Consider the following 15349-nt stretch of genomic DNA (forward strand, 5'->3'; position numbering starts at 1 on the left):
TTTATGGTTCAATCCCGGTAATTGTAGCCCCTGAAGAGAATTCACGATGACCACGCCCGAAAATCCAACACCCATCGCCGTCACCACGGTCAACCGCGGCCTGCCGGCCGGCAAAATGCCTGAATTGCGCATGATGCCGTCGCCGTCCGACGCCAATGTCTACGGCGACGTCTTTGGCGGCTGGATCATGTCGCAGGTCGATATCGCCGGCTCGCTGCCGGCCACCCGCCGCGCCAACGGCCGCGTGGCGACCATCGCCGTGAACTCGTTCCTGTTCAAGAATCCGGTGTTCGTGGGCGACCTGCTGTCGTTCTATGCTGATATTGTCAAGGTTGGCAATACGTCCATTACCGTCAACGTCGAGGTGTACGCGGAGCGCAACCGGCTGCAGGCCGATACCGTCAAGGTGACCGAGGCGGTGCTGACCTATGTGGCGACCGACTCGGACCGCAAGCCGCGCAAGGTGCCGCCGATCGAAACGCTGATGCACCCGTAATCGCTCGGATGGACGCGCAACGCCGCCTCCTGTTAGCAGCACTGGCCGCGTCGGTGAGCGGAGGCGTTCAACCCGCACAGCCAAGTCGAGGGGTCGTACCCCGTACGGGGTACGACCCCGGCTCCGGCTTGGGGTTGGGTGGCGCCTATCCCTTCACCCTCGGCGTCGCCTCCGGTTCTCCCCTGCCCAACGCGGTCGTCATCTGGACCCGTATCCTGCACGATCCGCTCAACGCGGCGGCGATGCCGTCGGTGGCCTTCGCCGTGCGCTGGGAGGTGGCCGAGGATGAGCGCTTCAGCCGCATCGTCGCCAAGGGCACTGCCAGCGCCGCGCCGCAGCTGGCGCACAGCGTCCATGTCGATGTCACGGGCTTGTCGCCGGCGCGCTGGTACTGGTACCGCTTCATGCTGGGCGACGCCGTCAGTCCGGTGGGCCGCACCCGCACCGCGCCCGCCGCCGATGCGATGCCGGACCAGCTCAAGCTGGCCGTGGCCTCGTGCCAGCACTGGGAGTTCGGCACCTATGCCGCGCACCGCCACATCGCCGCCGCTTCGCCCGATCTGGTGGCCTTCCTGGGCGATTACATCTACGAGTGGGGCCCGTACCAGCTGCGGCACCCGCACAAGGCCGTACGGTCCTCCGAGTGCTTCACGCTAGCCGATTACCGCAACCGCTACGCCCAGTACAAAAGCGACCGCGATTTGCAGGCCGCGCACCACGCCGCGCCGTGGATCGTCACCTGGGACGACCACGAAGTCGCCAACGACTACGCCGATGACCGCGACGAGCGTTTGAATCCGAAGTTCTCGGAGCGGCGCGCGGCGGCGTACCAGGCCTTCTACGAACATATGCCGGTGCGGCTGGTGCTGCCCAAGCCGGGCGACTTCGCCAACATGCGCATCTACCAGCGCTACGACTGGGGAAGGCTGGCGCGCTTCCATGTGCTGGACGACCGGCAGTACCGCGCGTGGCAGGCCTGCCCGCCGGCGGGACGCGGCGGCTCGTCGTCGGTGGTGCGGCGCCAGTGCTCGGCGCTGGGCGACACCGGGCGCACGATGCTGGGCGAGGTGCAGCAGCGGTGGCTGGACGATGGCCTGAAATCCTCGCGGGCGCGCTGGAACATCCTGGCGCAGCAAACGCTGATGGCGCACAACAGCCAGGTGCCGTTCAAGAGCGAGGGCGACGCGCGCATCTGGACCGATGGCTGGGATGGTTATCCGATGGCGCGCCGGCGTCTGCTCGACGGGCTGGCCATCAGCAAGGCGAGCAATCCGTTGATTTTGTCCGGCGACGTGCACAGCTTCTTCGCCGCCGAGATCAACCGCGATCCGGCGCGTCCCCGGTCGGGCGCGAACGCGGTGCTGGCAACGGAATTTTGCGGCACGTCGATCACGTCGTCGTCGCGCCCGCAGTCGCGCACGGAGCAGTATGTGGCGATGAACCCGAGCATCAAGTACGGACGCAGCGACCAGCGCGGCTTCATGCTGCTCCACATCACGCCGGCGGCGACCACCGCGCATTTCGTCGGATTGAACGATGTGCACGACGCGGCCAGCGGCATCGCGACCGCCGCTAGTTTCGTCGTGCAAAACGGCCGGCCACGATTAAATCGCGACGACTGACGCGGACGGAGAGCTGCACCAACCCGTATGATTTTAGCGATACGCGAACATTACCGCTTAGGGGTCGTACCCGGTAGGGTACGACCCCGCATGGCCGTGCGGGTTTGCCGGCCGTAGAAAATTACGCGGCCGTCTTCGGCTTCTCGTCGCGCAGCTGGCGCCGCAGGATCTTGCCGACGTTGGTCTTCGGCAGCTCGTCGCGGAATTCGATGAACTTCGGCTTCTTGTACGCCGTCAACTCGTGCTTGCAATAATCCAGCAACTGCTCGGCCGTCAGGTTCGGATCCTTGCGCACCACGAACAGCTTGACCGCCTCGCCCGAGTTCTGGTCCGGCACGCCGATGCACGCCACCTCCAGCACGCCCGGATGTGCCGCCACCACGCCTTCGACCTCGTTCGGATACACGTTGAAGCCGGACACGATGATCATGTCCTTCTTGCGGTCGACAATCCGCGTATAACCGCGCTCGTCCATGATGCCGATATCGCCGGTTTTGAAGAAGCCGTCGGCCGTCATCGTCTTGGCGGTCTCGTCCGCGCGGTTCCAGTAGCCGGCCATCACCTGCGGACCGCGAATCGCGATCTCGCCGGTCTGGCCCAGCGGCACAGGATTGCCGTCGTCGTCCAGTATCTGCACCTCGGTCGACGGAATCGGCAGGCCGATGGTGCCGGTGAACTCCTTGATGTCGACGCGGTTGGCGGTGGCCACCGGCGACGTCTCCGACAAACCATAGCCTTCGATGATCGGCGTACCGGTCACTTTCAGCCACTTGTCGGCCACTGCCTTTTGCACGGCCATGCCACCGCCGTTGCACACCGAGTAGCTGGAGAAGTCGAGCTTGGAAAACTCCGGATTGTTCAGCAGCGCGTTGTACAAGGTGTTCACTGCCGGGAACACCGCCACGCGGTACTTGGACAGTTCCTTGATGAAGCCGGGGATGTCGCGCGGATTCGGCACCAGCAGGGTCAGCCCGCCCATGCGCATGCCCATCAGCGCGCTGATGGTCAGCGAGTAAATGTGATACAGCGGCAGCGCGGCGACGAACACGATCTGCTCTTTGTGCTCTTTGAACTGCAGCCAGGCCTCGTTCTGCAGCACGTTGGCGATGATGTTACGGTGCAGCAGCATCGCGCCCTTGGAGACACCGGTGGTGCCGCCCGTGTACTGCAGGAAGGCGATATCGTCATGCCCCTGCTTGGACGGCTGCAGGGTCATGTTGGCCGCCTCGGACAGCATCTTCTTGTACGAAATCGAGCCGGGCAGCGAGAACGCCGGCACCAGCTTCTTGACCTTGCGCACCACCAGGTTGACGATCGCGCCCTTGAGGGTGCCGAGCATGTCGCCCATGGTGGCGACGATCACGTGCTTGACCTTGGTATGCGAGATCACCTGCTCCAGCGTGGTGGCGAAATTCTCCAGGACGATGATCGCTTCCGAGCCCGAATCCACCAGTTGGTGCTGCAACTCGCGAGGCGTGTACAGCGGGTTGACGTTGACCACCATGTAGCCGGCCCGAATCACGGCGGCCATCGCCACCGGATATTGCAGCACGTTCGGCATCATGATCGCCACGCGCGCGCCCGGTTGCAGGCCCTTGCTTTGCAGCCAGGCGCCCATGCGCAGCGACAGCTTGTCCAACTCGCCGTAGGTGAGGAATTTATCCATGCACACGTAGGCGTTGCGGTCGGCGTACTTGCGGAACGATTCCTCCAGCAGATGCGTGACCGACCGGTATTGCGTCGGGTCTATCTCCGTCGGCATGTTTTCGGGATAGGACTTGAGCCAGATTTTTTCCATCTTTATGCAGCCTTTTTCTTCTCGTTGGTGTGTTCGTCCCGCAGCACGCGCCGCAGGATCTTACCGACATTGGTTTTTGGCAGCTCCTCGCGGAACTCTATGTATTTCGGTTTTTTGTAGCCGGTCAATTGCTCTTTGCAGAAGGCCATCAGCTGGTCGGCGGTCAGGCTTGGGTCCTTGCGCACCACGAACACCTTGACCGCCTCGCCCGAGTGCTCGTCCGGCACGCCGATGCACGCGCATTCCAGCACGCCCGGATGGGACGAGATCACGCCTTCCAGTTCGTTCGGGTATACGTTGAAGCCGGAGACCAGGATCATATCCTTCTTGCGGTCGACGATCTTGGTGTAGCCGTTCTCGTCCATCACGCCGATGTCGCCCGATTTGAAGAAGCCGTCGGCGGTCATCACCTTGGCCGTCTCGTCCGGACGGTTCCAGTAGCCGGCCATCACCTGCGGGCCGCGAATGGCGATCTCGCCGGGCTGCCCCAGCGGCACCTCGTTGCCGTCGTCATCAAGGATGGCGATGTCGGTCGACGGCATCGGCAGGCCGATGGTGCCGGTGAAGTCGGCGATGTCGGTGCGGTTGCAGGTGGCCACCGGCGAAGTCTCGGACAGGCCGTAGCCCTCGACGATGGGAACGCCCGTCAGCTTGCGCCAGCGGTCGTTGACCGATTGCTGCACCGCCATGCCGCCGCCGTTGCACACCTTCAGCGCCGAGAAATCCAGGTGCATGAAATCGGGGTGGTTCAGCAGCGCGTTGTACAGCGTGTTGACCGCCGGCAGCATGTGGAAGCGGTACTTCGCCAGCTCCTTGATGAAGCCGCCGATGTCGCGCGGGTTCGGGATCAGGATGTTGAGCGCGCCCACGCGCATGCCCCACATCGCGCAGGCCGTCAGCGCGAAGATGTGGTACAGCGGCAGCGCCGCCACGATGACGGTCTGTTCGGACAGGCCGCCCATCGCCGGGTGTCCCCACGCTTCCGTTTGCAGCAGGTTGGCGATCACGTTCTTGTGCGTCAGCACGGCGCCCTTGGCCACGCCGGTGGTGCCGCCCGTGTATTGCAGGAAGGCCGGATCGTCCTGGTCGACCTCGACCGGCGTCAGCTTCATGCCGCCGCCTTGCGACAGCGCATCCTTGAAGCGCACGGCGTTCGGCAGCGAAAACGGCGGCACCAGCCGCTTGACGTTGCGCACGACGAAGTTGACCAGCACGCCTTTCGGCCCCAGCATCTCGCCGATGCTGCCGACCAGGATGTGCCGCACCTGGGTCCGGCTCAGCACCTGCTCCAGCGTGTTGGCGAAGTTCTCGAGAATGATGATGGCCTCGCAGCCGGAGTCGTTGAGCTGGTGTTCGAGTTCGCGCGGCGTGTACAGCGGATTGATGTTGACCACCGTGTAGCCGGCGCGCAGGATGGCGGCGATGGCGATCGGATATTGCAGCACGTTGGGCATCATGATGCCGACGCGCGCGCCCTTCTTCATGGCGCGGCTTTGCAGCCAGGCGCCGATGCGTTTGGAATGGACGTCGACCTCGGCGTAGGTCAGGAACTTGTCCATGCAGACGTAAGCGTTGCGGTCCGCGAACTTATGAAAAGACTCCTCCAGCAACTGCACCAGCGAACGGTACTGCGCCGTGTCGACCTCCGTCGGCATGCCCGGCGGATAGGACTTCAACCAGATTTTCTCCATCCTGTGCCTCTCGTCTCATTATCATTATAGTCGCGGCGCACAGTGCCGCTCCGAGCAGGTGGGGATCGTCTGCGCGATCAAGTATGAGCCTGCTTAAGATGCGATGCTATCGGGCAGTCAGCCCGGACGCAAGCGCAATTAAGCATAATTAGAACATCGCTTCTAACGGCTATTTATGCTGCATAGCAGCATCAGCGGACGCCTTCAGCGATGGCAGCTTGTTGCTGCGGGCTGGCAACCCGCTCGGCGTCCAGCGTTGCGAGGCGGGTGAGATGGTCGAGCTGCTGTTGACGTTGAGCGAAATCAAGCAAAGCCAATTTTTGCGCTGCACCATAAAATCGCACGAACGTTCTTTCTTGTTTCATCAGCTCGCGGAAGGCGGGCAGATAATCGTGGTAAGTTCCCACAGCGCTCAGGTGCGCGTTGGTCAGCGGCTCGGCGAACCAGCGGTCATAGCCGGCATAGCCGCCCCAGCTTTCCTTGAGCTTCTGGTAGTCCGATTTCAGGTGGGCGAAGATGCGGGTCTTCTCGGCGCGACGGTGGCGGGTGCTGGTCTTGCTGGCGTAATTATCGGCCAGCATCTGCCGGTGCTTGACCAGCAGCGCCAGGAAATCCTGGCGGCGCGCGTTGTTGCGCACGTAGCTCTCGCGCATCTCGGGCGTGCCGTACAGTTCCATCCAGCGCTGCACACCGGCCTCCTCGACGGCGGTGGCGAAGCTCTCGTTGAACTGGGTATCGCCCTGCACATACACGACCTGGTGCGACAGCTCATGGAACACCATGCGCGCCAGTTCGGCATCGGAATAATTGATGAAGGTCGATAGCAGCGGATCGCTGAACCAGCCCAGGGTGGAGTACGCCGGCACGCCGCCGACCTGGACGTCGTTGCCCTCCTCGCGCAGCTCGTCGGCGTAGGCGGTGGCGTCGGCCTTGCTGTAGTAGCCGCGATAGCTGACGCAGCCGGCGATCGGGAAGCACCACTGGATCGGCCGCAGCGACAGCTCCGGCGTGGCCACCACGTTCCACAGCACAAACGGACGCGACAGCGCGGCGTAATTCTTGTAGCTGGCGTTGTTGGGAAGGCCCAGTTCCTTCACCGCGAAGCGGCGTATCAGCAGGGCTTTTTCAAGGCGGGCCTTGAGGCGGGGATCGGTGTTGGGATCACCCAGCCAATCGTCGATCGGACGGGCGTCCGACCACAGCGCGTACTGGCCTTGCGCGGCCTGTACGTAGTACCGCAACTGGGCGCAACCGGCCAGCAGAAGTACGGAGCATGCCGTCGCGAGCCAGTACTTGGCCCGCACGACACGGCGGAAAAAATTGCGCATATGCTACCTTCAAGCAACGACTCTTTCAATCTCTACGAGTGTATCGTAAAAAGTCGGTGCGCGGCCCATGTCGGTGAGGCGTTGGCTGGTGACCTCATTGGCGTTCTTACCATCCTTTGCTAGCTTCTTCCACCACACTGACAAACCGACAACCAGGCCCGGACGGGCCTTGTCCGTCACGCGCGCTTTGGCGATAAAACTGCCTCTGTCATTGTGGATGCGCACCATATCGGCGTCGAAAATGCCGCGTTTTGCCGCATCGTCGGGGTGGATGTCGAGGTGCGGTTCGCCCTCCGCGGAGCGCAAACTCTTGACGTTTACAAATGTCGAATTCAAAAAGTTTCGCGCCGGCGGAGAGATCATCGCCAGCGGATATTTTTTCGCAAGTTGAGGGTTGCTAGCAACAGATTCGTACGGAGGTAGATAAGTCGGCAACGGATCGAGTCCGTCGGCCTCCATCGCGGCGGAATAGAACTCGCACTTGCCGGACGGCGTCGTAAAGCCGCCCTGTGCGAACGGGGCCTCCGGCATGTTGAGCTTTTGCCAGCCCTTCAGTTTCAACGACTCCCAGTCGAAGTGCACGGCGCGCACGTCCTTGGTGTTGAAGGCGATCGATGCCAGCTCGTCGTCGCTGTCGCGGAAGCAGGGATCGTCGAAGCCCATGGCAGCCGCCAGCAGACGGAAGATCTCGGTGTTGGGCTTGGACTCGCCCAGCGGCGCGATCGCGGCGTTGTTGGCCATCATGTACAGGTGGCCGAACGAGGTGTGCGTGTCCACATGTTCGAGCTGCGTGGTGGCGGGCAGCACGATGTCTGCGTAGTCGACGGTGTCGGTCTGGAAGTGCTCGAGCACGACCGTGAACAGGTCCTCGCGCGCGAAGCCCGCCGCCACCTTCGACGAATCCGGCGCGATCGCCACCGGGTTGGAGTTGTAGACGATGACGGCCTCCACGGCAGGCCCGAACTCCGGCGAAGCCGGGCGCAGCAGGTCGTCGCCGATGGTGGTCATGTTGATGGTGCGCGGCATGGACTTGAGCAGGTCGGGCCGCTGCAGCGCCACCTTGTTGGACGGGAAAGAGCCGCTCGACGACAGCTGGATGCCGCCGGCCGCGTGGCGCCAGGCGCCCACCAGCGCCGGCAGGCAGGCGATGTTACGCACGGCGGTGCCGCCACCTCGCACGCGCTGCACGCCGTAGTTGACGCGGATCGCCACCGGCTCGCCGGCCTTGGCCGCGCCGCCGTACAGGCGCGCCAGGTCGACCACCTCGGCGGCGGTGATGCCGCAGGTCTCGGCGACGCGTTCCGGCGTCCATTCAGCCACGCGCGCTTTGAGCTGCTCGAAGCCGAGCGTATGCTGCGCGATGTAGTCATGATCGAGCAAGTCCTCGGCGATCAGCACGTGCATCAGGCCCAGCGCCAGCGCGGCGTCGGTGCCCGGCAGCGGCGCGATGTGCTGGTGGCATTTCTCGGCCGTCAGCGAGCGGTACGGGTCGATGGCGATCAGCTTGGCGCCGTTGCGCTTGGCCTCCTGCGCGCGCGTCCAGAAGTGCAGGTTGGAGGCGATCGGATTGCCGCCCCAGATGATGATCAGCTTGGCGTTCTGGAACTGCTCCATGTCGGTGCCGACCGACGCGCCTATCGTGTACTTGTAGCCGGTCGCGCCGGCGGTCGCGCAGACGGTGCGGTCCAGCAGCGAGGCGCCGACCTTGTTGAAGAAGCGCGAGGACATCGACTCGCCCTGCAGCAGGCCCATGGTGCCGCAGTAGCTGTACGGCAGGATCGCTTCCGGCGCGCGCGCGGCGATCGGCTTCAGCCTGGCGGCGATGGTCGCCAGCGCCTCGTCCCAGCTGATGCGCTCGAACTTGCCCTCGCCCTTCTTGCCGATCCGGCGCAGCGGGTGCAGCAAGCGCTCGGCGTGGTAGGTGCGTTCGGTGTAGCGCGCCACCTTGGTGCACAGCACGCCGGCGGTGGTCGGGTGATCGGGATCGCCTTTGACGGCGGTGGCGACGCCGTCCTCGACCGTCACCAGCAGGGCGCAGGTGTCGGGACAGTCGTGCGGGCAGACCGCGCGAACTTGTGTGGTTATCATTGTCAAAAGTCCAAAAAGCGTACACTGAAAGCAGTATCGTAAACCATTACGGGCCGGTGGATACCAAGCTTGGGGCCGCTCTGGATAAAGTCGTACGACAAGGGCTACAATGGCTATTCTCGCCCGCCCACAAGGTGAACGACCCATTTTGGAGAAGCAAATGAAACTAGTTGATCCCATCATTGCCTTTCAGTCCGAATTGCAGCACATCCGGCGCGACCTGCACGCCCATCCGGAGCTCTGCTACGAAGAGCAGCGCACTTCCGACGTGGTGGCGGCCAAGCTGACGGAATGGGGCATCCCCGTGATTCGCGGCCTCGGCCTCACCGGCGTGGTCGGGATCATCAAGAACGGCAGCTCGAACCGCGCGATCGGCTTGCGCGCCGACATGGACGCGCTGCCGATGCAGGAGGTGAACACCTTCCCTCACGCGTCGCGCCATCCGGGCAAGATGCACGCCTGCGGCCACGACGGCCACACCGCCATGCTGCTGGGCGCCGCCAAGCACCTGGCCGAGAACCGCAACTTCGACGGCACCGTGTACCTGGTGTTCCAGCCGGCCGAGGAAGGCGGCGCCGGGGCCAAGCGCATGATCGAGGATGGTCTGTTCGAGCAATGTCCGATGGACGCTATTTACGGCATGCACAACTGGCCGGGTATTCCGTCCGGCCACATGAGCGTGGTCGAGGGGCCGATGATGGCCTCCAGTAACGAGTTTTACCTGACGATCAAGGGCAAGGGCGCGCACGCGGCCCAGCCGCACAAGGGCATCGATCCGGTGATGGTGGCGGTGCAGATCGCGCAGAGCTGGCAGACCATTATCTCCAGGCAGAAAAGTCCGCTCGATACGGCGGTGCTGTCGATCACGCAGATCCACGCGGGCAGCGCCACCAATGTGATTCCGGACGAGGCCAAGATGGTGGGCACCGTGCGCACCTTCACCACGCCGGTGCTGGACATGATCGAGACGCGCATGGGCGAGATCGCGCAGCACACGGCGGCGGCGTTCGGGGCGGAGGTGGAGTACAAGTTCCGACGAAATTATCCGCCGCTGGTGAATCATGCGGCCGAGACGCGCTTCGCCGTCGAGGTAATGAAGGAGGTGGTTGGCGCGGATAGGGTCGATGACAATGTCGAGCCGACCATGGGGGCTGAGGATTTCGCGTTCTTCCTGCAGGCTAAGCCGGGGTGCTATATCTTTATCGGCAATGGCGAGGGGGATCACCGCGATGGCGGCCACGGACTGGGTCCGTGCGTGCTGCACAATGGCAGTTATGATTTCAACGACAACCTGTTGCCAGTGGGTGCCAGCTTCTGGGTACGGCTCGCTGAGAAGAGCTTACCGAGGTAACACGTAGGGCGGATTAGCGAAGCGTAATCGGCCAATGCATGTTCCGTCGGCGGCCCGGAAATGGCCGATTACGGCGTTCCGCCTAATCCGCCCTACGTGTCTCCGTGGCATCATTAACTTCTACACCTTATCTGGCCCTGTACCCACCCGCTGCCCAGGATTGAGCTGCTCCAGCCCCACCAGCGCGGCCGAATGATCCGCCTGCGGCAGCGTTTCCGCCAACACCCTATAGCGCTCCGTCACCAGCTCCGTTACCGGCAACCTCACCCCCGCCGCTTCCGCCGCCGCCAGGATATTGCGCTGGTCCTTCAGCTGCGTCGTGACCTTGCCGCCGGCAACGAAATTCCGCTCCAGCATACGCTGGCCATGCACGTCCAATATCTTGCTCTCGGCAAAGCCGCCACGGATCGCCGCGCGCATCGCCGCCGGGTCGGCGCCGGCAGCTTGCGCCAGCAGCATCGCCTCCGCGACGATATTGATGGTCGCGCCCACGATCAACTGATTGCACAGCTTGGCCACCTGGCCGCTGCCGGCAGGTCCGACCAAGGTCGGCCGTCCCATCGCCACCAACACCGGCTCCACCTCGGCGAAGTCCGCAGGATCGCCTCCCGCCATGATCGCCAGGGTGCCCGCCGCCGCGCCGCCCACGCCACCCGAGACCGGCGCGTCGATAAAGCGCCGGCCCTGCGCTTGCAACAGCGCGTGAAACGCCTGCGCCTCCGCCTGCTGCGTCGAACTCATGTCCACCCACAAGGCGCTCTGCCCCATGGCCGGCAAGGCGTCATGCATCACTTGCGCCACGATCGGCCCCGCCTCCAGCATCGAGATGACGATGGCCGCGTCGCGTACGGCCTCGTCCAGCCGCGCGGCCGGCAGAGCGCCAGCCGGCGCCAGCGCTTGCGCCTTGGCGAAGGTACGATTCCAGACCGTAACGGAATGGCCGGCCGCCAGCAGGCGGCGTACCATCGGGTCTCCCATCAAGCCAATACCGAGAAATGCGATTCGCATGGACAATTCTGCTCCTGGACTAATCAAAACAACGGTGCGCCGGAAGAAATTTGGGAACACCGGTACAATCTTGGCAGCCGTATAAAGATATATACAGCGCAAATAGAGTCGGTACAAACACAAGGATACTATGTTCGCGAAAACAATGATGGCGGCGGTTGCCGCCCTGATGGTGAGCCAGGCCGCAATGGCCCAACAACTGATCGACTCGGTGTCGGTGGACTACGGCACGGCGTCAAAGCAGCGTATGGTGCGCCTGAGCGCCGCCAATGACTGGGATAAAAAATGGTTCCAGTCGAACGGCACGCACCTGAGCGGCTACTGGGAAGGCAGCGTCGGTTACTGGCGCCAGAACCAATACCGCAACGTGCCGGGCTGGGAAAAAGGCCTGTGGGACGTGGGCTTCACCCCGGTGTTCCGCTTCCAGAACGACAACAAGAAGGGCATTTACTACGAAGCCGGCGTCGGTGTTCACCTCTTGTCCAGCCTGTACAGGAACGACGGCAAGGAATTGTCGACAGCGTTCCAATTCGGCGACCACATCGGCATCGGCTATGTGATGCAGAACAATTGGGAAGTCGCCCTCAAGTTGCAGCACTTCTCCAATGGCAGCATCAAGAGCCCTAACGGCGGCGCGAACTTCCTTGAAGTCAAAGCGGCGTACCACTTTTAATTAAGTACCTGACCAGATAAGCGCTTCTTCGGAAGCGCTTTTTTACAGCCAGTTCCAGACCTTAAACGCAAAAAAGCCCACCAGGATCACCTGGTGGGCTTCTTCTTATAACTAGCCTGACGATAACCTACTTTCACACTGGTTGCAGCACTATCATCGGCGCAGAGTTGTTTCACGGTCCTGTTCGGGATGGGAAGGGGTGGGACCAACTTGCTATGGTCATCAGGCATTGACTTGTACGAGCCGCGTTCATATGAACGTTGCTCAGAATCTGGAGAAGTAAGTAAATGGGGTAATGAAGTTGTGTATCAACGAACGTTTCAACGTACTTCTTATTCAACCATAACCTGCTAAGGTTATAGGGACAAGCCGTACGGGCAATTAGTATCAGTTAGCTTAATGCATTACTGCACTTCCACACCTGACCTATCAACGTCCTGGTCTCGAACGACCCTTCAAAGAGCTCAAGGCTCTGGGAAATCTCATCTTAAGGCAAGTTTCCCGCTTAGATGCTTTCAGCGGTTATCTCTTCCAGACTTAGCTACCCGGCAATGCCACTGGCGTGACAACCGGTACACCAGAGGTCTGTCCACTCCGGTCCTCTCGTACTAGGAGCAGCCCCCTTCAAATTTCCAACGCCCACGGCAGATAGGGACCAAACTGTCTCACGACGTTTTAAACCCAGCTCACGTACCACTTTAAATGGCGAACAGCCATACCCTTGGGACCGGCTACAGCCCCAGGATGTGATGAGCCGACATCGAGGTGCCAAACTCCCCCGTCGATATGAACTCTTGGGAGGAATCAGCCTGTTATCCCCAGAGTACCTTTTATCCGTTGAGCGATGGCCCTTCCATACAGAACCACCGGATCACTATGTCCTACTTTCGTACCTGCTCGACTTGTCAGTCTCGCAGTTAAGCACGCTTATGCCATTGCACTATTAGCACGATGTCCGACCGTACCTAGCGTACCTTCGAACTCCTCCGTTACACTTTAGGAGGAGACCGCCCCAGTCAAACTGCCTACCATGCACTGTCCCCGACCCGGATAACGGGCCAAGGTTAGAACCTCAAATGAACCAGGGTGGTATTTCAAGGTTGGCTCCACGAGAACTGGCGTCCCCGCTTCAAAGCCTCCCACCTATCCTACACAGATTGATTCAAAGTCCAATGCAAAGCTACAGTAAAGGTTCATGGGGTCTTTCCGTCTAGCCGCGGGTAGATTGCATCATCACAAACACTTCAACTTCGCTGAGTCTCGGGAGGAGACAGTGTGGCCATCGTTACGCCATTCGTGCAGGTCGGAACTTACCCGACAAGGAATTTCGCTACCTTAGGACCGTTATAGTTACGGCCGCCGTTTACTGGGACTTCAATCAAGAGCTTGCACCCCATCATTTAATCTTCCAGCACCGGGCAGGCGTCACACCCTATACGTCCACTTTCGTGTTTGCAGAGTGCTGTGTTTTTATTAAACAGTCGCAGCCACCAGTTTATTGCAACCCGTTCACCCTACTGAAGTAAATCAGCCAAGCTACAAGGGCGTACCTTTTCCCGAAGTTACGGTACCAATTTGCCGAGTTCCTTCTCCCGAGTTCTCTCAAGCGCCTTAGAATACTCATCTCGCCCACCTGTGTCGGTTTGCGGTACGGTCTCGTATGACTGAAGCTTAGAGGCTTTTCTTGGAACCACTTCCGATTGCTTCGAGACCTAAATCTCTCGTCCCACTCCCTTGAATTACGCGCCCGGATTTGCCTAAGCGCCTTCTATGAAGCAGCAACCAACTATTCCAACAGTTGGACAACCTTCCGCGATCCGTCCCCCCATCGCATCATACGACGGTGCAGGAATATTAACCTGCTTCCCATCAGCTACGCATCTCTGCCTCGCCTTAGGGGCCGACTCACCCTGCTCCGATGAACGTTGAACAGGAAACCTTGGGCTTACGGCGTGGGGGCTTTTCACCCCCATTATCGCTACTCATGTCAGCATTCGCACTTCTGATACCTCCAGCATCCTTTACAAGACACCTTCGCAGGCTTACAGAACGCTCTCCTACCATATGCTTACGCATATCCGCAGCTTCGGTGACTGGCTTAGCCCCGTTACATCTTCCGCGCAGGACGACTCGATCAGTGAGCTATTACGCTTTCTTTAAATGATGGCTGCTTCTAAGCCAACATCCTGACTGTTTTAGCCTTCCCACTTCGTTTTCCACTTAGCCAATCTTTGGGACCTTAGCTGGCGGTCTGGGTTGTTTCCCTCTTGACGCCGGACGTTAGCACCCGACGTCTGTCTCCCAAGCTCGCACTCATCGGTATTCGGAGTTTGCAATGGTTTGGTAAGTCGCGATGACCCCCTAGCCATAACAGTGCTCTACCCCCGATGGTGATACTTGAGGCACTACCTAAATAGTTTTCGGAGAGAACCAGCTATTTCCAAGTTTGTTTAGCCTTTCACCCCTACCCACAGCTCATCCCCTAATTTTTCAACATTAGTGGGTTCGGACCTCCAGTGCGTGTTACCGCACCTTCATCCTGGCCATGAGTAGATCACTTGGTTTCGGGTCTACACCCAGCGACTATCGCCCTGTTCGGACTCGATTTCTCTACGGCTTCCCTATATGGTTAACCTTGCCACTGAATGTAAGTCGCTGACCCATTATACAAAAGGTACGCAGTCACGGAACAAGTCCGCTCCTACTGTTTGTATGCACACGGTTTCAGGATCTATTTCACTCCCCTCCCGGGGTTCTTTTCGCCTTTCCCTCACGGTACTGGTTCACTATCGGTCGATTACGAGTATTTAGCCTTGGAGGATGGTCCCCCCATATTCAGACAGGATTTCTCGTGTCCCGCCCTACTTGTCGCACGCTTAGTTCCACACATCGCATTTCACATACGGGGCTATCACCCGCTATGGCTCCTATTTCCAGAGGATTCTGTTATGCGTCATGCTAAAACGTGCAGGCTCTTCCCATTTCGCTCGCCACTACTTTGGGAATCTCGGTTGATTTATTTTCCTGCAGCTACTTAGATGTTTCAGTTCGCCGCGTTCGCTTTGCATACCTATGTATTCAGTATGCAATGACCTAAAAGGCCGGGTTTCCCCATTCGGAAATCTGCGGATCAAAGCTTGTTTGCTAGCTCCCCGCAGCTTATCGCAAGCTACTACGTCCTTCATCGCCTGTAATCGCCAAGGCATCCACCATGTGCACTTATTCACTTGTCCCTATAACGTTAGCCCCTGCGACTAAACAAGGAGCGTTTATAGGAATAAGAAGTACTACGTT

9 protein-coding genes and 2 rRNA genes are annotated in these 15349 nt (G+C 60.5%); 4 read left to right on the forward strand and 7 right to left on the reverse strand.

The window, feature by feature from the left end; translation table 11 throughout:
• The first annotated feature begins 46 nt into the window (after positions 1 to 46).
• Both NHH88_31800 and NHH88_31805 read left to right on the forward strand, forming a co-directional pair.
• Positions 47 to 496 (forward strand): acyl-CoA thioesterase, encoded by a 450-nt coding sequence (locus tag NHH88_31800; protein USX14169.1) that lies wholly within the window; start codon positions 47 to 49, stop codon positions 494 to 496.
• Between the two features lie 8 nt (positions 497 to 504).
• Positions 505 to 2118: an alkaline phosphatase D family protein gene (locus NHH88_31805; GenBank protein ID USX14170.1), complete on the forward strand. Its 1614-nt coding sequence runs from the start codon at positions 505 to 507 to the stop codon at positions 2116 to 2118.
• A 121-nt stretch (positions 2119 to 2239) separates the two neighbouring features.
• On the opposite strand, the gene NHH88_31810 is transcribed toward NHH88_31805, so the two are convergent.
• The 4 genes from NHH88_31810 to NHH88_31825 all read right to left on the reverse strand — a co-directional run bounded on the left by NHH88_31810 (position 2240) and on the right by NHH88_31825 (position 9023).
• A complete protein-coding gene (locus NHH88_31810) occupies positions 2240 to 3916 on the reverse strand; it encodes a long-chain-fatty-acid--CoA ligase (GenBank protein ID USX14171.1) in 1677 nt (558 codons plus the stop codon).
• Positions 3917 to 3918: 2 nt separating this feature from the next.
• Complete coding sequence (locus NHH88_31815; GenBank protein ID USX14172.1) at positions 3919 to 5607, reverse strand: long-chain-fatty-acid--CoA ligase; 1689 nt, start codon at positions 5605 to 5607, stop codon at positions 3919 to 3921.
• Positions 5608 to 5798: 191 nt separating this feature from the next.
• Positions 5799 to 6935: an aminopeptidase gene (locus NHH88_31820; protein ID USX14173.1), complete on the reverse strand. Its 1137-nt coding sequence runs from the start codon at positions 6933 to 6935 to the stop codon at positions 5799 to 5801.
• Positions 6936 to 6944: 9 nt separating this feature from the next.
• A complete protein-coding gene (locus tag NHH88_31825) occupies positions 6945 to 9023 on the reverse strand; it encodes a molybdopterin oxidoreductase family protein (GenBank protein USX14174.1) in 2079 nt (692 codons plus the stop codon).
• Positions 9024 to 9183: 160 nt separating this feature from the next.
• Here NHH88_31825 and NHH88_31830 point away from each other — a divergent pair, with 160 nt between their 5' ends.
• Positions 9184 to 10374: a M20 family metallopeptidase gene (locus tag NHH88_31830; protein USX14175.1), complete on the forward strand. Its 1191-nt coding sequence runs from the start codon at positions 9184 to 9186 to the stop codon at positions 10372 to 10374.
• A gap of 120 nt (positions 10375 to 10494) precedes the next feature.
• Here NHH88_31830 and NHH88_31835 read toward each other — a convergent pair whose 3' ends face one another.
• Positions 10495 to 11340: an NAD(P)-dependent oxidoreductase gene (locus tag NHH88_31835; GenBank protein ID USX17492.1), complete on the reverse strand. Its 846-nt coding sequence runs from the start codon at positions 11338 to 11340 to the stop codon at positions 10495 to 10497.
• 172 nt (positions 11341 to 11512) lie between these two features.
• Between NHH88_31835 and NHH88_31840 the strand changes: the two genes are divergently transcribed.
• Complete coding sequence (locus NHH88_31840; GenBank protein ID USX14176.1) at positions 11513 to 12055, forward strand: acyloxyacyl hydrolase; 543 nt, start codon at positions 11513 to 11515, stop codon at positions 12053 to 12055.
• Positions 12056 to 12169: 114 nt separating this feature from the next.
• Here NHH88_31840 and rrf read toward each other — a convergent pair.
• Together rrf and NHH88_31850 are read right to left on the reverse strand one after the other, a co-directional pair.
• Positions 12170 to 12282, reverse strand: a 5S ribosomal RNA gene (gene rrf, locus NHH88_31845).
• A gap of 133 nt (positions 12283 to 12415) precedes the next feature.
• Positions 12416 to 15288 (reverse strand): 23S ribosomal RNA (locus NHH88_31850).
• Positions 15289 to 15349: the final 61 nt, after the last annotated feature.

The sequence above is a fragment of the Oxalobacteraceae bacterium OTU3CAMAD1 genome (assembly GCA_024123915.1).
In the GTDB taxonomy this organism is placed as follows: Bacteria; Pseudomonadota; Gammaproteobacteria; order Burkholderiales; family Burkholderiaceae_D; genus Rugamonas.